At 57.8% G+C, this 21,569-nt stretch carries 22 protein-coding genes and 1 pseudogene; 11 read left to right on the top strand and 12 right to left on the bottom strand.

The window, feature by feature from the left end:
* Positions 1-215 precede the first annotated feature (215 nt).
* On the top strand, positions 216-404 hold the full coding sequence (locus tag NKJ21_RS02360; RefSeq protein WP_072025777.1) for a cold-shock protein: 189 nt from the start codon (positions 216-218) through the stop codon (positions 402-404).
* Between the two features lie 70 nt (positions 405-474).
* Here NKJ21_RS02360 and NKJ21_RS02355 read toward each other — a convergent pair.
* Positions 475-738, bottom strand: a pseudogene (locus tag NKJ21_RS02355) (ATP-binding protein); the annotation flags it as partial.
* Positions 739-788: 50 nt separating this feature from the next.
* On the opposite strand from NKJ21_RS02355, the gene NKJ21_RS02350 reads away from it, so the two are divergent.
* On the top strand, positions 789-926 hold the full coding sequence (locus NKJ21_RS02350) for a glycosyl hydrolase family 2 (RefSeq protein ID WP_072025776.1): 138 nt from the start codon (positions 789-791) through the stop codon (positions 924-926).
* 24 nt (positions 927-950) lie between these two features.
* Here NKJ21_RS02350 and NKJ21_RS02345 read toward each other — a convergent pair whose 3' ends face one another.
* From NKJ21_RS02345 to NKJ21_RS02335, 3 genes are all read right to left on the bottom strand, one after another.
* Positions 951-1,820 (bottom strand): aldo/keto reductase, encoded by an 870-nt coding sequence (locus tag NKJ21_RS02345; protein ID WP_012542000.1) that lies wholly within the window; start codon positions 1,818-1,820, stop codon positions 951-953.
* A 78-nt stretch (positions 1,821-1,898) separates the two neighbouring features.
* Positions 1,899-3,101: an MFS transporter gene (locus NKJ21_RS02340; protein WP_239270346.1), complete on the bottom strand. Its 1,203-nt coding sequence runs from the start codon at positions 3,099-3,101 to the stop codon at positions 1,899-1,901.
* 65 nt (positions 3,102-3,166) lie between these two features.
* On the bottom strand, positions 3,167-4,303 hold the full coding sequence (locus tag NKJ21_RS02335; RefSeq protein WP_032737094.1) for an alpha/beta hydrolase: 1,137 nt from the start codon (positions 4,301-4,303) through the stop codon (positions 3,167-3,169).
* Positions 4,304-4,475: 172 nt separating this feature from the next.
* Here NKJ21_RS02335 and NKJ21_RS02330 point away from each other — a divergent pair, with 172 nt between their 5' ends.
* Both NKJ21_RS02330 and NKJ21_RS02325 read left to right on the top strand, forming a co-directional pair.
* Positions 4,476-5,360, top strand: a complete 885-nt coding sequence (locus NKJ21_RS02330; protein ID WP_008805214.1) for a LysR family transcriptional regulator — start codon at positions 4,476-4,478, stop codon at positions 5,358-5,360.
* 331 nt (positions 5,361-5,691) lie between these two features.
* On the top strand, positions 5,692-6,078 hold the full coding sequence (locus tag NKJ21_RS02325; RefSeq protein ID WP_012968423.1) for a VOC family protein: 387 nt from the start codon (positions 5,692-5,694) through the stop codon (positions 6,076-6,078).
* Between the two features lie 144 nt (positions 6,079-6,222).
* Here NKJ21_RS02325 and NKJ21_RS02320 read toward each other — a convergent pair whose 3' ends face one another.
* Genes NKJ21_RS02320 through NKJ21_RS02310 form a run of 3 tightly spaced genes read right to left on the bottom strand, consistent with a single transcriptional unit; the run spans position 6,223 to position 10,342 of the window.
* A complete protein-coding gene (locus tag NKJ21_RS02320; RefSeq protein ID WP_016160852.1) occupies positions 6,223-8,010 on the bottom strand; it encodes an aryl-sulfate sulfotransferase in 1,788 nt (595 codons plus the stop codon).
* Positions 8,011-8,033: 23 nt separating this feature from the next.
* Complete coding sequence (locus tag NKJ21_RS02315) at positions 8,034-8,777, bottom strand: ABC transporter ATP-binding protein (RefSeq protein ID WP_008805217.1); 744 nt, start codon at positions 8,775-8,777, stop codon at positions 8,034-8,036.
* Complete coding sequence (locus NKJ21_RS02310; RefSeq protein WP_012542007.1) at positions 8,774-10,342, bottom strand: ABC transporter permease; 1,569 nt, start codon at positions 10,340-10,342, stop codon at positions 8,774-8,776. Before NKJ21_RS02310 ends, NKJ21_RS02315 begins: the two co-directional genes overlap by 4 nt.
* 223 nt (positions 10,343-10,565) lie before the next feature.
* Between NKJ21_RS02310 and NKJ21_RS02305 the strand changes: the two genes are divergently transcribed.
* Positions 10,566-11,633, top strand: a complete 1,068-nt coding sequence (locus tag NKJ21_RS02305; RefSeq protein ID WP_023297462.1) for an ABC transporter substrate-binding protein — start codon at positions 10,566-10,568, stop codon at positions 11,631-11,633.
* On the opposite strand, the gene NKJ21_RS02300 is transcribed toward NKJ21_RS02305, so the two are convergent.
* Together NKJ21_RS02300 and NKJ21_RS02295 are read right to left on the bottom strand one after the other, a co-directional pair.
* Positions 11,630-12,574, bottom strand: coding sequence for a LysR family transcriptional regulator (locus tag NKJ21_RS02300; protein WP_008805220.1), 945 nt, complete (start codon positions 12,572-12,574; stop codon positions 11,630-11,632). The genes NKJ21_RS02305 and NKJ21_RS02300 overlap by 4 nt on opposite strands.
* Positions 12,575-12,745: 171 nt before the next feature.
* A complete protein-coding gene (locus NKJ21_RS02295) occupies positions 12,746-13,633 on the bottom strand; it encodes a LysR family transcriptional regulator (RefSeq protein ID WP_008805221.1) in 888 nt (295 codons plus the stop codon).
* A 95-nt stretch (positions 13,634-13,728) separates the two neighbouring features.
* On the opposite strand from NKJ21_RS02295, the gene NKJ21_RS02290 reads away from it, so the two are divergent.
* Genes NKJ21_RS02290 through NKJ21_RS02275 form a run of 4 tightly spaced genes read left to right on the top strand, consistent with a single transcriptional unit; the run spans position 13,729 to position 17,401 of the window.
* Positions 13,729-14,517, top strand: a complete 789-nt coding sequence (locus NKJ21_RS02290; protein WP_016160850.1) for an ABC transporter substrate-binding protein — start codon at positions 13,729-13,731, stop codon at positions 14,515-14,517.
* Between the two features lie 5 nt (positions 14,518-14,522).
* Positions 14,523-15,314, top strand: coding sequence for an amino acid ABC transporter ATP-binding protein (locus NKJ21_RS02285; RefSeq protein ID WP_008805223.1), 792 nt, complete (start codon positions 14,523-14,525; stop codon positions 15,312-15,314).
* Positions 15,314-15,988 carry an amino acid ABC transporter permease gene (locus tag NKJ21_RS02280; RefSeq protein WP_012542012.1) on the top strand — a complete coding sequence of 225 codons (675 nt, stop codon included), beginning with the start codon at positions 15,314-15,316 and terminating at the stop codon, positions 15,986-15,988. The genes NKJ21_RS02285 and NKJ21_RS02280 overlap by 1 nt, the downstream gene beginning before the upstream one ends.
* Before the next feature lie 6 nt (positions 15,989-15,994).
* A complete protein-coding gene (locus NKJ21_RS02275) occupies positions 15,995-17,401 on the top strand; it encodes an MmgE/PrpD family protein (protein WP_086631182.1) in 1,407 nt (468 codons plus the stop codon).
* Between the two features lie 37 nt (positions 17,402-17,438).
* On the opposite strand, the gene NKJ21_RS02270 is transcribed toward NKJ21_RS02275, so the two are convergent.
* Both NKJ21_RS02270 and NKJ21_RS02265 read right to left on the bottom strand, forming a co-directional pair.
* On the bottom strand, positions 17,439-19,055 hold the full coding sequence (locus NKJ21_RS02270) for an ABC transporter substrate-binding protein (RefSeq protein ID WP_022066380.1): 1,617 nt from the start codon (positions 19,053-19,055) through the stop codon (positions 17,439-17,441).
* Positions 19,052-19,168 carry a hypothetical protein gene (locus tag NKJ21_RS02265; protein ID WP_012542015.1) on the bottom strand — a complete coding sequence of 39 codons (117 nt, stop codon included), beginning with the start codon at positions 19,166-19,168 and terminating at the stop codon, positions 19,052-19,054. The genes NKJ21_RS02270 and NKJ21_RS02265 overlap by 4 nt, the downstream gene beginning before the upstream one ends.
* A gap of 72 nt (positions 19,169-19,240) precedes the next feature.
* Here NKJ21_RS02265 and mpaA point away from each other — a divergent pair, with 72 nt between their 5' ends.
* On the top strand, positions 19,241-19,948 hold the full coding sequence (gene mpaA, locus NKJ21_RS02260) for a murein tripeptide amidase MpaA (protein WP_032739682.1): 708 nt from the start codon (positions 19,241-19,243) through the stop codon (positions 19,946-19,948).
* Here the strand turns inward: mpaA and ycjG are convergent.
* On the bottom strand, positions 19,945-20,910 hold the full coding sequence (gene ycjG, locus NKJ21_RS02255; RefSeq protein ID WP_239270344.1) for an L-Ala-D/L-Glu epimerase: 966 nt from the start codon (positions 20,908-20,910) through the stop codon (positions 19,945-19,947). The two genes, mpaA and ycjG, sit on opposite strands and share 4 nt — an antisense overlap.
* A gap of 102 nt (positions 20,911-21,012) precedes the next feature.
* On the opposite strand from ycjG, the gene tpx reads away from it, so the two are divergent.
* Complete coding sequence (tpx, locus tag NKJ21_RS02250) at positions 21,013-21,519, top strand: thiol peroxidase (RefSeq protein WP_008805229.1); 507 nt, start codon at positions 21,013-21,015, stop codon at positions 21,517-21,519.
* The last annotated feature ends 50 nt before the right edge of the window (positions 21,520-21,569 follow it).

The following is a 21,569-nucleotide window of genomic DNA, read 5'->3' as shown; positions in this document are numbered from 1 at the left end:
CAGGCGTTATCCCTGATACCACCTTCCTTTGAGCAGTCCCGTTAGTATTTTGCTTTTTCTGTAAACAGGCTCTGTCAGATCCCTGTTGGCTCGTTAATAAAGCCCTCCGACTGATGCAATACCCGGCTTACCACTAACAAAAATCAGCCGCGTTAATTTTCCTGAAAACGACCTTTGTCTTTTCAACAGAACATTACCCATACAAGGTTTACATTATGATTGAACATATCCATTTTAGATGCCCATGCTGCCATGGCTCCCAGTACAGAACGTCCCAGTTTGATGTGACGGAAAAAAATCCCTTTGGTGCGAAATGCATTTTCTGCAAATCGGCGATGATGACATTTGATGCTATCCGCCCTCATCATCTGGGCGCGCACTCCGCTGCCCAGGCACAGCAATAAGATGATGAAGCCGGTGAACGCGGGTGGGGAAATTCCCCCGGTGTTTCACCCGGGGGCAACGTCTGTTCCCTCACCCGCAGCAATCGTCGGTGGCATGGCGAAGGCCGGTATCAGGCAACGCTTTTATCAGGGTAGTCACGTCCTCCCCGGCGCCAGTTTCCACATTAAAATAGTCCACCGCACGCAGAATAAGCCGCAAGCCTCTGCCGCCTTCCGCTAACGGATCGACATCAAAATGCTCATCGTTACGCGCCAGCGCCAGGCGTTCGGCAGGAAAGATCTCTCCCGCATCGATAAAGCGCAGCGTCACGCGATCATTGGCAGCGAAAATTTCCCGGGTGACTGCCGCTTTAAAGGCCACTGCGACGGAAGCATCCAACCGACATGTCACCGGCCAGAGGATCAACTGTCACCAGTCAGCTGCCCGTGACGATCGACTACCGCATTGACAACCGTCGCGGCAAACGCGTGGGCGCTAATCAGCATACCGAGCCCGTCGCCGCGGCGCAGGCGGGGAGATGAAGATGGAGCCAATCGGTGCCGCGGTCAGTCGTGGATTTTCACCCCCAGACAGCCGCGAACAAATTCAGGGTTAAAGTGTTTCACCGCTTCGCCAACGTAACCTAAATCCAGGGCGCCGATCTGCGCCATTTCGCTCGTGGTGAGCGAGAAATCCCAGATGGCAAAGTTCTCTTCAATACGCTCCTGGCGGGTGGATTTAGGGATCACCGTGACGCCACGCTGCACGTTCCAGCGCAGGATGACCTGTGCAATGGTTTTTTGATGGGCATCGGCAATCCCCTGCAGCATCGCCTCTTGATACGGATTATGTCTGCCACCGCCTAACGGCGCCCACGCTTCCGGCTGAACGTGATAATGCTTCATGGTTTCCAGCGCCGCAGGCTGCGCGAAATAAGGATGCAGTTCAACCTGGTTCACCATCGGCCTGATTCTGACAGTTTCGCAGAAGTTAGCTAACACATGGGGGTAGAAATTGGAGACGCCAATCGCTTTCAGCTTCCCGGCTTCATACGCGTCTTCCAGCGCGCGCCAGGAGCTGAAATAATCGCCCATCGCCTGATGCAACAGATAGAGATCGAAATATTCCAGCCCGGATTTTTTTAAGGACGCGGCAATCCCTGCTTTCGCCATCCCGGTGTTGGCCATGTCCTGGACCCACAGTTTGGAGGTTATAAACAGCGCCTCACGGGTACACAGACCTTCGGCGATGGCTTCGCGAACGGCTTCACCCACCGCATCTTCATTATCGTAGACGGCAGCGGTATCGATAAGGCGGTAGCCGGTACGAATGGCGTTCAGCACTGACTGTTTACACTCTGCTTTATCGGTCACCTTAAAAACGCCAAAACCCAGCATCGGCATTTTAAGGTTGTTACTTAATACAGAATATTCCACGGTGAAGCTCCCCTCTTGTTAAAACATCATGGTAAGACAAGAACGCGGTCACGATTAGCCTGTCATTCCTGATTTGACTTATGCATTCAATTCATTAATCGCAGTGCGCTGAGATGATCTGATTTTGACAGAGAGCCGAAAAGTCCCCCCTGCCGCGCCCAGCAATAACAGACCGCTCAGTGCAAACGTGCTGTGCCATCCCAGACTATCAAACACCAGGCCGCCTGCCGTTGACCCGAGGGCAATCGATAGCTGGATCACAGCAACCATTAGACCACCGCCCGCCTCCGCATCTTCGGGCAGCGTCCGCGCAATCCATGTCCACCAGCCCGTGGGCGCCACCGTCGCCAGCAGGCCCCACAGGCTTAACAGTACGGTGACGGCACCGGTATGGTGCCCGGCCAGCAAAAGCGCTCCGACAATCGCAGCCATAACCAAAGGGATAGCCACCAGCGTCGGATAAAACCGGGCGTGCAGAACGGTCGAAATGAGCAGCGTGCCGACAAAACCAGCGACGCCAATCGCCAGTAATATCAGGGGCAGGCCAGAAGAACTGACCCGGGTCACCGTCTCCAGAAACGGTCGCACATAGGTAAATAAGGTAAACTGCCCCATAAAGAACAGCCCGCAGGCCAGCAATCCAAGGGATACCGTCGAGCGGCGGAACAGACGCAGCACGGTTCCCTGCCGCTGTGGTGCGCGCTGGCTTTTCATCGACGGCAGGCTAACGCATTGCCAGATGAAGGCTACCATCGCCAGCGGAACAAGACATAAAAAGGCACCGCGCCAGCCGACGGTGGCCCCCAGGTAGCTGCCCAGCGGCGCTGCCACAACGGTGGCCAGCGCGTTACCGCCGTTAAAGATGGCCAGTGCGCGGGGGACCTGGCGTTGCGGCACCAGCCGAATGGCCGTTGCCGCCGACATCGACCAGAAGCCGCCGATGACGATCCCGATGAGCGCTCTGCCCAGCATATAAACCGGGAAACTGGACGCCAGGGCAATCATCAATCCTGAGGCCGCCATCAACGCCGTGAGCCCCAGCAACAGCCATTTACGGTCCAGCGACCCGGTAAGACGGGAAATCGTCAGGCTGGTCAATACCGCCAGCGCGCCAGAAAGCGCGAACCCCTGGCCTGCTAATCCCTCGGTAATGTGTAAATCACCCGCGATGGGTGTCAACAGACTGACCGGCATAAACTCTGAGGCAATGAGCACAAATACGCAGAGCGTCATCGCCAGGACGCCGCTCCAGTATGCGCGGGTGTTATGTAATCCAGACATTATTTATCTCCGACAAAACAAAGCCGCCTGCAGGCGGCTTTGGGGATGTCTCCGGCACAGGAGAGCTATTGCAGGTTGGTTTTGAAAAATTGAGTGAATGTAGCAAAGGGAATTTTGCCCGCGACGTTGTCATAGAGATCGACGTGGTTTGCGCCAGGGACAATCACCAGCGCTTTCTCTTTACTGCCGATCGCCTTAAAGGCATCTTCGGCAAAATAGCGTGAATGGGCTTGTTCGCCGGTCACAATAAGCGTCGGAATAGTCACTTCGCTGGCGTAACTCAGCAGCGGCATATTCATAAACGACAGCGGCATCGTCGCATTCCAAGCCCCGGTTGAATTAACCGAACGCGCATGGAAACCTCGCGGCATACGGTAATAATCGAAGAACTCTTTCAGGACCGGATTGGGGTTGGCGGGCAAGGTTTCCGGCAAAATACGATCGGCAGCGCTGACGTTGCCTTTATCATCAACATATATGTCATGCCCACCGGGGGCGGAAGTGCCGTTTGCCGCATCCTTCCAGCGCTGCGCGTTCAAGTACTGCAGTACCGCTCGGCGGTCGGCTGTCGTGTAGCGGTCTTTGCCATCGCCTACCCCATGCCCCATCGCGCGGCTCATGTCATACATGACGCTGGTCGCCACCGCTTTGACGCGGGTGTCCATCGCCGCGTCGTTTAGGGCCATACCGCCCCAGCCGCAAATGCCGAGCAAACCGATACGGTTGCGATCCACCTCTTTTTGCAGGCCCAGAAAGTCCACCGCGGCACTGAAATCCTCGGTATTGATATCCGGTGAGGCCACATTGCGTGGGTAGCCACCGCTTTCGCCCGTATAGGATGGGTCAAACGCCAGGGTGACAAACCCCTGTTCGGCCAGCGTCTGGGCATACAGGCCGCTGGACTGCTCTTTTACCGCGCCGAAGGGACCGCTCACGGCAATAGCTGCCAGTTTGCGTTCACCGCGATCCTTCGGCAGGTAGAGATCGCCAACTAAGGTTATCCCGTAGCGGTTCTGGAAGGTCACCTTACGGTGATCCACTTTCAAACTCTCAGCAAACGTTTTATCCCATTTTTCAATCAGTGAAACAGGCGCATTCGGGTTAATTGTCTCAGCATAGCTCATCGTTGTCACTCCAGTTAATGAGGCGCAAAGCAGCATGGCGGGTATCGCGGCTGTCAGTTTTTTGGTGAAAACCGTCATCAAAATTCCCCTAAATAAACGTGATCAATGCAAGTCTCCAGTAGACAACGCTGCTGTGCTTTGTTGTCGTGCGCTTAGTGTAGCCAGCAGTAATGGTTCTTATTAGGGGGTGAAAAATGCTAAGATTAATACCATATTGTTCTAAATGGCATGTGGATGACGAGGCAGGAGAATGGCGAAACGGGAAAACTATAATGACCTTTATCTGTTTATGCAGGTGGTGCGGGAAGGCAGTTTTACCGCCGCAGCGCAACGACTTGGCCTGGCGCAGTCCGGGGTAAGCCGTGCGGTTCGCGAACTCGAAGAGCGGCTGGGCGTTCAGCTTCTGGTGCGCACCACCCGCCGGTTGTCGCTCACTCAGGCGGGTGAGCAGCTCTATCACAATGTCGAATCCGGTTTCGACGCCTTAGATATGGGACTCGCCACGCTGGCCCACTATCGTCAAACGCCCTCCGGTACGGTACGCATCAATGCCAGCCAGCATGCCATTGATAAAGTCCTGCTGCCGAAGCTGGCAGTATTTAAACACCGCTATCCCGATATCAGACTGGAACTGATCAGCGAAAGCCGGTTTGTCGATATTATTGCGGAGCGATTCGATGCGGGCGTGCGTCTGGGCCCGGAAGTCGGGAGTGGTATGATTGCGGTACGCATTTCGCCCGATATGGAGATGGCTGTTGTCGGTACCCCGGAACATTTTCGCCGCTACGGCTTTCCACAAACGCCCGCCGATTTAGTCGCCCACCCCTGCATCGCTTATCAGTTCGGCGACGGCAGCCTTTACGCCTGGGAACTTAATGTGGATGGCAAAAAAATCACCCACCCGCCTCAGGGACAGTGGGCTTTCGCCGATAGCTATATGGAGGCCAAAGCGGCAAGGCTCGGTCTGGGGCTGGCCTATGTCCCGGAAGAGCTGATTACCGACGATCTAGCCCAGGGCACACTTATCCGGGTGCTCCAGCGTTATAGCCAGCGTCTGGAAGGTTCATTTCTCTATTACCCGCACCGCAATGTGTCGCCCGCGCTGAGAGCGGTCATTGATACATTGCGAATGTAGCTGAGGTTGCCTGCAGGCAGCAGACCACCGGTAGCGGTTGGTGGAGGGGTCTGAACTCAGAGCTTTCGCTTAATTCCGAACCATGCAAATTGTTAGGCGAGGCGGAAATGATCTGATATCAGTATCAATTTTGCGACTTACCTATGTGATCATAAAGTTATAATACAGCACCGCTTCGTAACGAGTTAAAAAAACGCATATTTCCCTGCTACGCAAACCCTTTTTCTTCGCCTACCCACGCCTGTTGTTGAAATACCTCCAAAACGCTTAAGCATTCCTTTCCACCTCAGGGCTGCTACGCTAACTCTCAGTCAATGGCGAAGGAGGCGTAATGAAAGTCCTCAATATCCTGGTCCGTCGATGCGTGCTGATTACCCGCTTTGAAGAGACCGTTTCGTTTTATGAAAACCTTATCGCGCAGAAGGCAAGGTTGCGTTTCGACTATCCCGAATACGATCTCAAACTGGCGCAGGTAGGGTCTGTGCTTTTAATCGGCGGAACCGAGCAAAGCCTGGCGCCTTTTCGCGCCACCGAGGCCACTTTCCTGGTCAACGACATTACCGCCTGGGAGAAACATCTGCCTTCCACCGGAGCAACGATTATCAATCCGGTGAAGGCCGTGCCCACCGGCTGGAACATGCTGGTTCGGCATCCGGATGGCATGATTGCCGAATACGTTGAGCATCATGACAAAAACCCAGCAGATGAGATCTTCTGATGCTTCGCTTTCAGAGGGTTGGACCTGGTATCAGTCGGCCATACTGCCAGAAAAGTGCGCTTTCTGCTGTAGCCAGAGAGGGAGAGAGGGAGAAACTGGCGCTGCAAGCCGCAGCGCCACAGTTATCCTCTTACCCGGGCAGCATCACAAACTGACACTGTTCAACCAGTTGAGCAGACTTGCCACTGAGTATTGCGTCGGTGCGCGCGATATCGGCTGCCCCGATGTTATCAACAGCAGCGTCGGCAGGCCGCGTACGCCGAGGTCGCTGGCCAGTTCCTGATGCAGGTCGGCATCCAGATAGCGCGTTTCAAACTGAGCAATCCGCTGGCTGAGTTTTTCATGGGCCAGTAGCTGCCAGAGTTTACGGCAGTGCACACAGCGCTCCGCGCCAACGAACAGCAGCACGGGTCGTTCACCCTCCAGTTCACTCGCCGCGCTTATCGGCCGGAATGCGCTTTCCGCAACGCGGAACAGCTTCGGACTGCGGCGCAGCGTATCGTTATCGGTTGCGACGCACAGCGCATCGGCGCTTTTACTGTACGGCTGTACGCCCGCCACGCGCACCACGCTCTGCGCCGGGCCCGCCGCCGCCGCGCCCGGCTGACGCAGAGTGCGGACATCAACTGCCGCAATCGGCGTCTCCTGCGGTTGCGCAAGCTGCGGGATCCACGCGTAAGGAATGCGGTAGGCGCGGTAAACCATATTATTATTCAGCGTCTTGCCCCAGAACGGCGAAATGTATTCCCAGACAATGTCGTGATCGCGGGTCACTTCAAAAATGCGGCCGTTCGAACCTTCGTTAATCAACGTATTGCCATTTTCCAGGCGCTGCATATTGCTGATATACGGACTGTAGAAACGGTATGAATCAGTCGGTTGCGGCAGGTCCGCTTCATAAGGCGAGTAGCGCCACTCAATATCGAGGGTCAGCGGGTTGATCTCAAGGATCCGAGAATAATCGCGCCAGGCGTTTTTCACCCCATCCGCCGATGCCGGGTTAGGCGCACCGTATCCGGCCCAACCGCCGTTGTCGAAAATCAGGATATTGCCCGCGCCCGGCAGCCCCTGCGGGATCATATGCGCATGATGCTGGCCGATGATCCAGCCGATGTGCTTCAGCTCCGGTTTGCTGTAATCCGGGCCGAGCTGCCAGACAATTTTGCCGCTCTGCTTATCGATAATGGCGATAATGTTGGATTCGCGGGCGTCCCAGATAATATTGTCGGGATGAAAGCGCACATCGCCGGCGTCATACCATTTATTCGGCCCCAGCGCCGACATCGAGTTGATATGCATCCAGTCGCCCATTCCGCCGCCGCTGGCACGCATATTCGGGTTATTGTACAGCGCGGTGCGCGCCGCATCGTCGAAGCCCAGCTCATGAAAATGGTCGCTGCAGCGCCACTCCCAGACCACATTGCCCTGCCAGTCGACTTCAATAATGGTGTCGTCCAGCAGCAGCTTGTCGGAGATCGCTTCATTAACCAGATTGGTGTGGGCGAGGATCAGGGTATTGCCGCCATCGACCTGCGGCTCCAGCCCCGGCGCGTAGTAGCCGACGGGGTTACCCGCTCGCTGATAGTCGTGATGAGCGCGCGCCATCCAACGCGTTTCATTGCCGGGGTCGCTGACCTGTTCGTAGTGGTCGAATTTCCAGGTCACGTTGCCCTCCCAGTCCACCTGGATCAGATCGAGCATATCCTGCATGCCATAGCGCGGGTCGCGCTCGCCGCTGTGGCCAAGGATGGCGCCGCCGGGCAGAATTTTGTTGGGAAACCCATGCAGTTCAGGCCATTCCCGCACCACGTGACCATTCATATCCACCAGTACCGCGCCGTGTTCGGTGGCCTGGAAAAGGGTGTAGCCGCTCCAGGCGCGCTGCGGATCATAAAGGGTGGCGCCGGTCGGGTAAACGGAAGGATGTCCCATATGTTGCTCCTTAAATAATAAAATCAGACAGAAGTAATCAGGTTGCGAATGTGGCGGCAGGCGGCGGTAAACGAGTCATCATCACGCTGGCGCGGATGAGGCAGCGCCAGGTTCACGATTTCTCGTATCCGCCCCGGACGCGGGGAGAGCACGACGACGCGATCGGCCAGGGCGACGGCCTCTTCAACATCGTGCGTCACCAGTAACGTGGTGGTTCCCGCGCTTTGGTGGATCTGTAAAAGTTCCTGCTGCAGGGTGTGACGCGTCAGGGCATCCAGCGCGCCGAAAGGCTCATCGAGCATCAGGATCTGCGGGCGGGCCACCAGACCGCGGGCAATAGCCACCCGCTGGGCCATGCCGCCGGAAAGCTGCGCGGGCAGCGCGCTGGCGAACTCGCTGAGCTGCACGCGCGCCAGCATCTCCAGTGCCCGCTGGCGCTTCGTCGCCCGGGTGAGCTTTTCATCTGCCAGGCCGAGCATCACGTTGTCGAGCACGTTAAGCCACGGGAACAGGCGCGGCTCCTGAAACACAATGCCGCGCTCTTTGCCCACGCCGGTGACCGGCTCGCCGTTAATACAAATATCCCCCTGGGTGGCAGACTCAAGGCCCACCAGCATCCGTAGCAGCGTCGATTTACCGCAGCCGCTGCTGCCCACCAGCGCGACCAGTTCACCGGCGGCGATATCCAGGTTGAAATTCTGTAGCGCCGTCACCTGTTGCCAGGATTTACGCACGTGGCGAAAAGAGACCAGAGTTGAAGAGGTCATAACTGCTCCTGTTGACGCCAGCGGGTGGCGCGCATTTCCAGTAAACGTCCGGCTTTATCCAGCGCCGCGCCGGTGATACCGACCAGCACCATGCCGCAGAGAATAGTGGGCATATCCAGCAGCTGCTGGGCATTGATCATCAGGCTGCCGATCCCGACGCCGGAGGACATGAAATATTCCGCGCCGATATTGCCAAGCCAGGCGTAAATCAGCGCCAGCCGCAGACCGGCAAAGATCCCCGGCGCGGCACCGGGAAGAATGACCCGGCGCAGGCGCGCGAATTCGCCCAGCCGCAGCACCCTGGCGACTTCATCGAGTTGCGGGTTTCGCTGAAGCACCGCCTGCAGAGTGCTGAAGAACATAGGAAAGAACGACGCCAGCGCGATAAAGACGATTTTGCCGCCGTTATCGTTACCCACCCATGCCGTCAGCAGCGGCAGCCAGGCAAACAGAGCAATATGGCGCAGCACGTTAAGCGTGGGGGTAAAAATTTGTCCGGCGCGTGGGCGCAGCGCCAGCAGCAGTCCGCAGAGCAAACCGCCGGCAATCCCCAGCGCGCCACCGACAACCGCTCTCCCCAGACTGGCCAGCATCGCGGCGCTCAGCTCTCCGCTCAGGATCCCCTGAACAAAACGCGCCGCCACCGCCAGCGGCGAAGAGAATAATCCGCTATCAATCCAGCCCCACTGGCTGGCCAGCTGCCACAGCGCCAGCAGGACTATCGGCAGCGGTAACGCCCGCCAGCTGGCCTGCGGTTTCCACGCCAGGCGTCCGGCGGCTGGCTGCGGCCAGAACACCAGTCGGGAACAGGCCCGATTCGCCGCCCACTCCATCAGCATGCCGCTCAGGCCAACCACCGCGATGGTGACAAAGACGATATCCAGTTGAAACAGCTGGCGGCCCCAGACCATCAGGTAGCCAATACCTTCGGAAGAAGCCAACAGCTCGACAACGATAAGCGATACCCAGGCCTGCGAAAGCGCCAGACGCAGACCGGTAAACCAGCCCGGCAGGCTTGCCGGGATCACCAGCCAGCGCAGCCGCTGCCAGCGGGAGAAGTTCATCACCCTGCCGGCTTCGCTCAGGGTCTGCGGCACGCTGGCTACCGCCTGCTGAGTGTTGATGGTCATCGGCACCACAGTGGTTTTCACGATAACCGCCAGCTTGAGGCCGTTATCAATCCCGAACAGCACCATCAATAGCGGGATCCAACCGAGCGTCGGAATTTGCGCCAGCGCGTAGAACAGCGGTTCCACCCGCTGCGCGGCCGCTGGCACCAGGCCAAACAGCGCCCCGAGCAGCGTGCCGGCGATGGCGCCCAGCAGCAGGCCAAGCGCCAGATGCTGGAGACTAAATCCCCACTGCGCCAGCAGATCGCCGCTCAGCAGCGACAATGCGGTATCGGCAACCACCGACGGCGCAGGCAAAATTTGCGCGGGCATCCATCCCTCGCGGGCGGCGATGTACCACAGCAACAACAGTAGCGCTGGCAGCAGCCACGGCCAGCCGTTAAGCCGGAAACCCGGCCTGCCAGGGGCATCGGTTCTTAAGATCATCTGCGACATATCGGTCCACTCATCGGAAAGTGATGCCGCTATGAAAACGTGACTCACGCTGCCCCGCTATTGCGTAAGGTGAATAATCCCGATGCATCGAATGCATTTCAGCCTGGCGGGCACGCTGCGTCTGATTTAGCTTTTTTTCACCCATGCTTGGCGAATAAAAGCATTTAACACACGGCCCGCCGGCTCTTTAGGGTGAGAAAAAAACTCAAGGGAGCAATACGTTATGATGAAAGCATTTTTTAGCCGCACCTTGCTGGCATTGGTCGCGGTCATCGGTCTGGCGGCAAACGCCCAGGCCGAGACGCTACGAACCATTCGCATCGGCGTGCCGGATCAGAGCGCCGGCAGTCAACCTTTTATTGAGGGGCCGGTCGGCATGGCGTTTATCCGCCATCAGCTGGAAGAGGTGTTTAAACCGCAGGGTGTGGAAGTACAGTGGCAGTTTTTCAAGGGGGCAGGTCCGGCGGTGAATGAAGCGTTAGCCAACCGACAGCTTGATTTTGTTTACCTCGGCGATCTGGCGGCGATTATCGGTAAGGCCAATGGTCTGCCGACACGCCTGCTTCTGGGCAGCCGCGGCTCGGAATCCTGGCTCGCGGTAACCAAAGCCTCGGGTATTAAAACGCTGGCCGACCTGAAAGGCAAACGGGTGGCGGTCTATCGCGGTACGGCGGACCAGCTGGCCTTTGACCGGGCGCTGCAAACCGCCGGCCTCAATGAGCGCAGTTTGCAGGTCATCAACCTTGACTGGAACGCGGGTAAAGCGGCGCTGGCGGCCGGTCGCGTCGATGCGGTATGGGGAGGCGTCTCCCTGCTGGCGCTACGCGGCGACAAAATTGATGTGGTGGTTAAAAGCGGCGATTCAGGCCGCCAGAACACCACTCAGGCGGGGTTCCTCGGCACGCAGACGTTTATCGAGACCTGGCCGCAGGCGACTCAGCAGATCGTTAATGTGCTGGTGAAGAATGCCGCTGAAATCAGCGATCCGGCTAATCGAGACGCCTGGTCTGCCGAGATGGCGCAGCAAAGCCAGATCCCCAAGGCGTTATTTCTGGAAGCGCTGCAGCCACAGGATCTGAACTTTACCACCTCACCGCGTATTGACCCGTTCCTGACCGGCAGCTTCAGCAGTAGCGTCGAGCAGGCTAAATCGGGTCGTCTGATCCGCAGCGCTTTTGACGTTAAGCAGTGGGTGGACGGCCAGTTTGTCGAGCAGGCGCTGAAAACGCAGCAACTGGAAAACCGCTGGCCACCGTACGATGCCAAAGGTGAGGCGAAAAACGCCGGTTAATCCCTCTCCTCCTGCGCCAGCAGCTGAAGCTGATGCTGACGGTCGGTATGGAGGATAATCTCAATCAGCCTCTCAACCAGCGGCGGCTGAATCGCGTGAACCGGGGAGATAATGGCAAACCGGGTCTGCATTAGCCGCCACTCATCTGGCAGATCGCTAAGTTCCAGTTTCACCAGCCGATGGCTGTGCTGGCACAACGCGAAGCCGTCCTCGCTGGCGAAGCTTATCGCGTGGGTTTGCGCCAGAGTGGAAAGCAGCGCGTAAATATGGTCGCACTGGATCGCGGGCGTAAAGTCCTGTTGCTGGCTGAGGGTCGCCAGTACCTTGCGTACCCCCGGCGGCAAATAGGGGGCGGCAAAAGGGTAGCGCAACATCTCCTGAATCGAGATCGTCCCCTGTTTTGCCAGCGGATGTTCGGCATGGCAGACAAAGAAACAGCGTTGTGGACTAAGCGGCTGCACGCGTAACTGCGGGTCAAGCTCGGCCTGCCAGCTATCGGCGACCACAAAAGGATAGTGCTGGGAGGTAAGCGCCTGATGCAGAGCAAGCCAGTTATCAATGTGAAAACGTACCCTCGCCTGCGGCAAAAGACGATGAAACTCTCCGATGGCCGCCGGAATCAGCCTCGCGCCGGGAGCCGGGCCGCAGCCAAAAGCGACCTCGCCATTTTGCGCATCGTCCGCCTCACGCAGCTGGCTACTAAGCTCAATATTGAGTTCCTGAAAACGGCGCGCATAAGGCAGCAGCTTTTGCCCGTGCAGCGTGAGCGTCGGTAGCTTGCTCTGGCGGTCGAATAAAGGATGACCGACACTCTGCTCCAGCGCCTGAATGCTGCGGCTAAACGCCGATTGCGACAGGCAAACCGCCTCCGCCGCACGATTAAAACTGCCGTACTCCACTAGCGCCACAAAATTGCGTAACTGGCGAAAATCCAGATGCATCGATCCGCTCCCTTCCCTCTACTATTCAACAAAAGTACTGGAAGGCGGCCTGGCGGTAAACCACAGACACCACTCCCGGTGGGTTAACGCGCAGTGACTGGGGTGAAAGTTCGCGTTGCAGAATATTGATGAACCTGCATGAGCGGCCAGCCACAGAGCCTCACGCTGATCTCACGTTTCAGCCATTAATTCCGTCATCACTTTCGCAAACACTTCGCCCGGCTGCGACAGGGTGCTATGTCCATCCGTCACCGCGACGACAGACACCGGCAACGCATGACGGAACGGCCGCACCGCCAGACCGCTGGTGTCGACGCCCTGTAGAGAAAAACTGTCAACAATAGTCATACTGTTGTTGCCGTGTCTGACAAGATTAATCGCCATGCTGTAACGGTTGGTTTCTACCGCCGCCACCTGGCGCTGGCGGAACGCCGGCACCTCTTCGGCAATCATGGCAACCAGCCGCGCGTCGGTCGTGATATACACCAGGTCGCGTGTCGGGATATCCTGCCAATGGATTTCCGTCTGCTGCGCCAGCGGATGCTGCCCGGGCAGCACACACACCATTTCACCCCGGCAGATGGCCAACGGGTTCTCCTCTGGTTCGTAGCCGGGTTTCACCAGAAAACCGAGATCGTAACGCCCTTCTTCAACCGCCGTCTCAATTTCATTGTTGAGACACATATCCGCCACCACACCATAATCCGGAAAGCTCTGCCGAAAACGCGCCACCGCCAGCGGCAATATATTCAGCGCCAGCGCAGGCGTGGCACAGACCCGCAACTGACCAACGCGATACTGGCGGATGTGATCAACAAAACGCTCAAAACGAAGCCGGTCCTGATGCACGCGCAGCGCCTCTTTATACAGTGCTCTGGCTTCCGCGGTTGGCTGCATCTTCCCTTGATAGCGCTCAAACAGGCTGAACCCCATCTGCTGCTCGATAAGCGCCAGGCTTTTACTCACCGAAGGCTGCGACATGGCCAGCTGCGCCGCTGCCGCTGTCACTGAACCTAGCTGAACGATACTGATAAAGACCTCGAGTTGCTTGGGTGTCATTGCCATTTTCCTGATAACGATATGCTGATTATGCATTTAAAAAATATGCACTCAGGGTTATAGAATCCATAATTATATTCACCAGAGGGCATAAAATGAAATTTTTCACGTCACGCTTCATGTCGATATTGTTGCTTATACCGGGGATGTTCTTAGCCCAGTCTCCTGCTCAGGCCGGGGAAGAAATCAATACGATTCTGCCAGACCATGTGATCCGCGTCGGTGCGGTCAACGCACCGCCGTGGTATCAGAAAGATCTGCTGACCAACCAGTGGACCGGGCTGGTTCCGGATGTTGTGCAGGCGATATTTAAAAACACCGATATCAAGATTGAATACGTTGATACGCAATGGGGCACCGCCGTCGCGGGTTTACAGTCCAACCGCTTCGATATTTTAGGTGGTTTTAATAATACGCCAGAAAGGGCCAAAGCCGTCGACTTTACCCGCCCTATGGGCTCGCACCAGATGGGCGTCCTGACTCTGGAAAAAGAGACGCAGAAATATCAGCGCTGGGACACCATCAACACTTCGCAGACCAGGCTCAGCGCGATTGATGGCTCGGCAGCCGTCACGCTGCTGCAGCCTCAACTGGACAAAGCCCAGTGGATTATCGTTCCCGATAGCGACAACATGCAGCTCCAGATGGAGAGCGGCCGCGCGGATGCCATCGTCACTAACGATATCCAGATGGCGCAATATATTCAAAAGCGTCATCAGGGCACGATGATTATTCCACAGCCGGTCAAAGAACAGGCAACCAATATGGGCCTGCGTAAAGAACGACCGGAATTACAGGCGTGGCTGAATGGACGGCTCGAACAGCTGGATAAAGACGGCACGCTGAAAAAAATATGGCAGAAATATACTCACCCAGCGAAATAACTCTGATGAACCCACAATCATTATTACCGTTACTGAAAATTGAAGCGCTTAGCAAATCATTTTCAGGTAATAAAATTATAGATGATGTTTCCTTCGCGGTTCGTCCCTCGGAGGTGATTGGCATCATTGGCCGCAGCGGCGCGGGTAAATCCACCCTGCTGCGTTGCCTGAACATGCTTGAAGTCCCTGATAGTGGGCATATTTGGCTGGGTGAGGAAGAAATAGGCTTTCACGGCGCGCAGAGAAAACAGGTCACACAGCGCACGTTAGCGCGCCAGCGTGCCTCAATGACAATGGTATTCCAGCACTTTAATCTGTGGCCACACCGCAGTGTATTGCAGAATATTATTGAAGGTCCGGTACAGGTCCTGGGCTTGCCGCGTAAAAAAGCCATCGAAAAAGCCATGGCGCTGCTCACGCGTATGGGCCTGCAAGAAAAAGCCGGAGACTTCCCGGTTCAACTTTCAGGCGGTCAGCAGCAGCGGGTATCTATCGCCCGCGCCCTGGCCATGGCGCCGCAAGTGATCCTGTTTGACGAACCGACTTCCGCACTCGATCCGGAATCTGTCGGGGAGGTGCTGTCCGTTATTTCCGAACTGGCGGCCAGCGGCACCACCATGCTGGTGGTTACCCATGAAATGCGTTTTGCCCTGCAGGTATGTAGTCGGCTGCTGTTGATGGATAATGGCAAACTGGTGGAAGAAGCATCCCCTCAGGAGATCTGGTCACGGCCGCCCGATGCCCCTATCCGACGCTTTATGACGCTGTCCGGCGTAACGGCAGAGGAGCTGCGCTAATGTCTTATCACTGGGATTTCTCAATACTGTGGCAATATCACGCGGTTTTGCTGGAAGGGATATTGACCACCTTTAAAATTGTGCTGGCCTCAGTCACGTTAAGCATTCTTGGCGGAGCGCTGCTGGCCCCGTTGCGCGGCGCGTCCAGGGCGGTCATCCGCTTACCCACCCAGGGGTTGATTGAGATTGTGCGTTCAATCCCCCCTCTGGTGCTGATTGTCTGGGCCTACTACTGTCTGCCCATTTTGTTCGGCCTGACCCTCTCCTCGTATCTGACCTGTGTCCTCGCCATCTCGTTATATGGCAGCGTATTTTTCGCTGAAATATTTCGTTCTGGTATGCAATCGGTCGATCATGGTCTGGTCGAAGCGGGCCTGTCGGTGGGGATGTCACCGCTGAAAGTATTAGTTCGCATTACCGCGCCGGTAGCCTTTTTGCGAATTTTACCGGCGTTTGTCAGCCAGTGCGTGATGTCGGTTAAGAATTCCGTGCTGGCGAGTTATATCGCAACGGGTGAGATCCTCTATCAAGGGCAACGGCTGAGTACCGCCACCTTCCGCCCTCTGGAGACACTGACTTTTGTGGCGCTGTTTTTCGTCGCCACCATTCTTCCGCTGTCACTGCTGGCAAGCTATGCCGAGCGCCGGATCCGCAGCCGCTACTTCAAACGTTGAGTAACCATGACTATTTCCGCAACACGCCAGCTGGTCAATTTTGCCAGTACCTTATCTGCGCCAGCTATCCCGGCTCCCGTTCGGCGCAAAATTCGACTGCATTTACTGGATGCCCTCGCCTGCGGTTGGGCGGCCAGTGGCCACCGGGTCAGCGAACCGATGATACGCGCCTCCCGGCTATTTGGCGGAAACGGTCACTGTAGCGTCTTCGGTGAGTCCGGTTTCAGCCCATTGGCGGCCGCGTTCGCGAACGCCGCCATGATAAACGGCCTGGATCACGATGACGGTGTGGAGATCGACGGCAAAGGGCTCGGCCATCCGGGGGCCACACTGGTTGCCGCCGCGATGGTTGCGCTTGACCTCAATCCTGAGCCGGTAGCTCAGGACGTGCTGATTACCACCCTGGCGGCCGGTTTCGAGGTGAATAACCGGCTCATCCACGCCATCCAGCCTTCGGCAGAACGCTTCAGCCAGGTCTACGGCGTGGCGCAGCATCAATCCATCGGCGCAGCCGTGGTAGCCGGTCGGTTGTTGGGGTTAAACCCTGAGCAATTACATCACGCGGTGGGCCTGGCCGCCGCGTTAACACCGCTCCCCAGTCTGCACCAGTATAACTGGCGACAACGGCCGCTGTTGTCGCTCAAAGATGCCGTGGCGCCCGCCGCGCAAGCCGCCGTGCAGGCGGTGATCATGGCGCAGCAAGGCCTCAGCGGCAGCCGTGATGTACTCGATGGCGAACAGGGTTTCTGGCGGATGATTGGCTCCGACCAGTTCGCGCCAGACAGGTTGACCGATGAGCTCGGCAGTCACTGGTACGCTGGCTACGGTAGCTTTAAGCGATATCCCGCCTGCCGCTGGCTGGCCTGCGCGCTGGAATGCATGGAGGGCATCATGCAGCAGACCGGCTGGTCTGTTGCGGATCTCCGCACCATTGAGGTACAAAGCTTCCCCCGCCTGGTCAATGATATGATGGACTATCGGCCGCAAACGGTGACCGACGCGCAGTTCAGCCTGCCGTGGACGCTGGCAGCGATCGCCGCTGGCCTGGCGCCGGGTGCCGACTGGTATACTGAAGACAATATGCAAAACCCAGCCTTGCTGGCGCTGGCGGATAAAGTCACGGCCACTGTCACACCTGAATTTACACAACGAATGAACGGTCCGGCACGCCAGCCTGGCGCGCGCGTTGTGGTCACAAACAGCCGTGGCGAATGTGCAGTGCAGGAACGCTACAAACCCCTGGGCAGCGCCGAGCGGCCCCTTAGCGATGGGGAAATTATTGCCAAAGCGCGGGGAAATTTGCCCGGACATAAGATAAAGGTTAACGAACTGCTTACGAGCGTGATGGAGGAGGAAACGGCTCGGTATTACTCCTCTTCGGCAGACCTGATGGGCTTTTCGCTACCGGCGTAGCAAGGGTTGCCTGACATTGTCAGGCAACCACGACCGGTTAGTGCTTCACGATATACATGGTACGACTGTAGGCCACATCTTCCGGGTTGGTGATCGGGTAGCCTTTCAGCCACGGCTTAATCAGCCGGCCGTTAGTGTACTGGTAGATCGGCGCAATCGGCGCTTTGACCATAATGATCTTCTCCGCCGCGTTGTAATCGTCGTTACGCGCTTTGGCCGAATTCTCCACCGCCGCCTGGGCGAGGATTTTGTCGTACGCCGGATCGTTAAAGCGCGAGATATTTCCGCTGTGGGTGGAGGTCAGCAGCGACAGGAAGGTGGACGGCTCGTTGTAGTCCCCTACCCACGAAGCGCGGATCACGTCGAAATTGCCGGTGTTACGGCTGTCGATATAGGTTTTCCACTCCTGGTTTTGCAACTTCACTTCCACGCCGAGGTTTTTCTTCCACATCGACGCCACCGCGATGGCAATCTTCTGGTGATTCTCAGAGGTGTTATACAGCAGCGTCAGCTTCAGCGGACGATTCGGGCCATAGCCGGCGGCAGCCAGCAGGGCTTTCGCCTGGGCATTAAGTTCGGCCTGACTCATACTCTCAAACTGCGACGGCTGGGGGGTGAAGCCCGCCGTCACGTCCGGCGTGAAACGCCAGGCCGGTTTTTCCCCGGTTCCCAGTACTTTCTCCGCCATCACCCGGCGATCGATGGTCATGCTCAGCGCCAGTCGCACCCGCTCGTCCGCCGTCGGCCCCTTTTGGGTATTGAAAGCGTAATAGTAGGTACCCAGCTGCGGCGGGGTATATACCTGCCCCGGAATATCCTTCAGCAGTTTCTGATACATATTTTTCGGGAAAGATTCGGTGATATCGATATCGCCAGCGAGATAGCGCTTGGTGGCGGCGGACTCCTGGTTGATCGGCACAAAGGTGACCTGCTGGATCACCGTTTTGGCGTTATCCCAGTAGTGCGTGTTCGGCACCACCACCAGCTTTTCATTGACCACGCGATCTTTCAGAACATAGGCGCCGTTGCCCACCAGGCTGCCGGGCCGCGTCCAGTTCGCGCCGCTGTCGACATTCGCCTTCTGTACCGGGTAGAAGGCAAAGCTGGCGGTCAGGTTGCTGAACCACGGCAGTGGTTTATCCAGCTGCACCCGCAGAGTGTGGGCGTCGACGGCGGTAACCCCCAGGGTCTCCGGCGCGGCTTTGCCGTCGATAATGTTCTGCGCGTTGGCGATCCCCGCCAGCGCCGCGAACCAGGCGAACGGCGAAGTGGTTTTCGGATCCACCAGACGCTGCCAGCTATAGACGAAATCCTCGGCGGTAACCGGCGTGCCGTCGGACCAGCGCGCGTCATCGCGCAGGGTAAAGGTCCAGACGCGGTTATCGTTGCTCTGCCAGCGGGTCGCCACGCCTGGAACCAGGTTGCCTTTCGCATCCTGATTGACTAAACCTTCAAACAGATCGCGGATCACCTGGATTTCCGGCAGGCCCACCGCTTTGGCGGGATCTAACGAGGCGGGTTCATCTTTGATATGGCGTACTAACAGCTGTTTTTCCGCCAGTACCGTGCCCGGCGGTACGTCCGCCGCCCAGGCTAAAGAAGATACGCTGGCTAACCACAGCGCGCCGCATGTCAAAGCGACAGGATACTTCATAAGATCCCCTTTAAAATGAAAAAAATACCGCCAACAGAGCGATAATTATTTGTTTCATCACCTGAAATTGCAAACGACATATGATAGAAAATTGATGTGTCGTCGGATTTCACGCCTCAGGGAATGGGTTTGATCCCGACACGCTTTTCGCCAACACTGAATAATAACGACACACAGGAAGCCCTATGTCTATTTCACGCCCTCGCCCCCAGCGCGGCGACTTTCCGCCGGGAACCCGGCAGTACGGCAGCTCGGAACTGGGCGCGCCGCTGCTGTGGTTTCCTGCGCCGCAGGCCGACAGCCGTAGCGGCCTGATTATTGCCGGCACCCACGGTGATGAAAATTCGTCGATTGTGACCCTCTCCTGCGCCCTGCGCACTCTGAAACCCGAGCTGCGCCGTCACCACGTGGTGCTAACGGTCAACCCTGACGGCTGTCAGCTCGGGCTGCGTGCCAATGCCCGCGGCGTTGACCTCAACCGTAACTTTCCGGCCGCTAACTGGAAACAAGGGGAAACGGTTTATCGCTGGAACAGCGCGGCAGAGGAACGCGACGTGGTGCTGTTGACCGGCGAGCAGCCGGGTTCGGAGCGGGAGACCCAGGCCCTGTGTCAGTTGATCCACCAGATCCATCCGGCGTGGGTGGTCTCCTTTCACGATCCGCTGGCCTGTATCGAAGACCCGGGCCACAGCCCGCTGGGGCACTGGCTGGCCAACGCCTTCTCCCTGCCGCTGGTGGGCAGCGTGGGCTACGACACGCCGGGCTCCTTTGGCAGCTGGTGCGCGGATATCGGGCTCCCCTGCATCACCGCCGAGTTCCCGCCGGTCTCCGCCGACGAGGCAACGGAGCGTTACCTGCCGGCGATGACCGATCTGCTGCGCTGGCAGGCTTAAAGATGAAGCACGCCGGTGCTGAACCGCAGCGCCGGCTCAACGTCCACCGCCAGCCATGTCGGGCCGTCGAGGTCGGCGAAGCGCGCCAGCGGCGCCAGGGGGAGCGCGGCGGCGATCCCGCGCGAGGTGCAGAGCATACAGCCCAGCATCCGCTCATACCCCTGCCGTTCCGCCTCCCCGGCCAGAGCCAGCGCTTCGGTCAGACCGCCCGTTTTATCCAGTTTGATATTGACCATCTCATAGCGCCCGCGCAGCCTCGGCAGGCTCTCTCGGGTATGGCAGCTCTCGTCGGCGCAAATCGGCAGCGGATGAACGAAGTTTTCCAGCGCCACATCGGCGTCAGCCGGGAGCGGCTGCTCGAGCATCGCCACGCCGAGGTCCGCCAGCAGCTGACAGCGCGCCGCCAGCCCCTCGCTGTGCCAGGATTCATTGGCGTCGACAATCAGCGTAGCCTCCGGCGCCGCCTGACGGATAGCGATTAACCGCTCGCTGATCAGCCGGTCGTCAAGCTTCACTTTCAACAGCTGGGCACCTTTCTGCCACAGCGCCGCGGCGCTGGCCGCCATCTGATCCGCCGTACCAATGACCACCGTTTGGGCGGTGATCACCCGGTTGGGCAACGCCACGCCCAGCAACTGGGACAAGGTTTTGCCTTCGCGCCGCGCCTGCAGATCCCACAGCGCGCAGTCAACGGCATTGCGCGCGGCGCCTGCCGGCAGCAGCCGCTGCAGCTGTTCGCGGGTGAGGCCCGCTTCCAGCTGCTCGCCGATCGCCATCACCTGGGCCATGACCGAAGCGATGCTCTCGCCATAGCGGGGATAAGGCGTGCATTCGCCCACCCCTTTCACACCGTCCTCCTCCAGTTCCACCACCACCACTTTTGCCTCGCTGCGGCTGCCGCGGGCGATCACAAAAGGGGTATGTAGCGGCCAGGCTTCCTCATACACTCGCACGTTGCGCATTCCCTTGTCCTCTCTGGTCAATGTTAAATAGGGTTTGCCGTGTAGCTGGCGGATGTCATACACTACTCGTGACGTTAACTATATGTAAACAGGAAGATAACCATGTCACAAACCGTGCATTTCCAGGGCAACCCCGTTTCTGTTCAGGGCACCATTCCGCAGGCAGGCGCTAAAGCGCAGCCGTTTACGCTGGTCGCCAAAGATCTCTCTGACGTCGCGCTGAGCCAGTACGCCGGCAAACGTAAAGTACTGAATATTTTCCCGAGCATTGATACCGGCGTGTGTGCCGCATCAGTGCGTAAATTCAACCAGCTGGCCGCTGAACTGGACAACACTGTGGTGCTGTGCATTTCCGCTGACCTGCCGTTCGCCCAGTCCCGCTTCTGCGGCGCGGAAGGCCTGAGCAACGTGGTGACCCTTTCCACGCTGCGCGGCGCGTCGTTCCTCGCTGACTACGGTGTCGCCATCGCCGCCGGTCCGCTGGCTGGCCTGGCCGCTCGCGCCGTGGTCGTTATCGATGAAAATGATCAGGTCGTCTACAGCCAGCTGGTGAATGAAATCACCGAAGAGCCGGACTACGACGCCGCGCTGGCCGCCCTGAAAGCCTGATAACAGAGTGCCCGGGCGCATCACGCCCGCGGACAATCTATGTACTCAGC

The organism is Klebsiella sp. SWET4 (assembly GCF_024296565.1).
Classification (GTDB): domain Bacteria; phylum Pseudomonadota; class Gammaproteobacteria; order Enterobacterales; family Enterobacteriaceae; genus Klebsiella; species Klebsiella variicola.
Note: the sequence above shows the minus strand (reverse complement) of the source record. Positions and strands in the feature narration are given on the sequence as shown.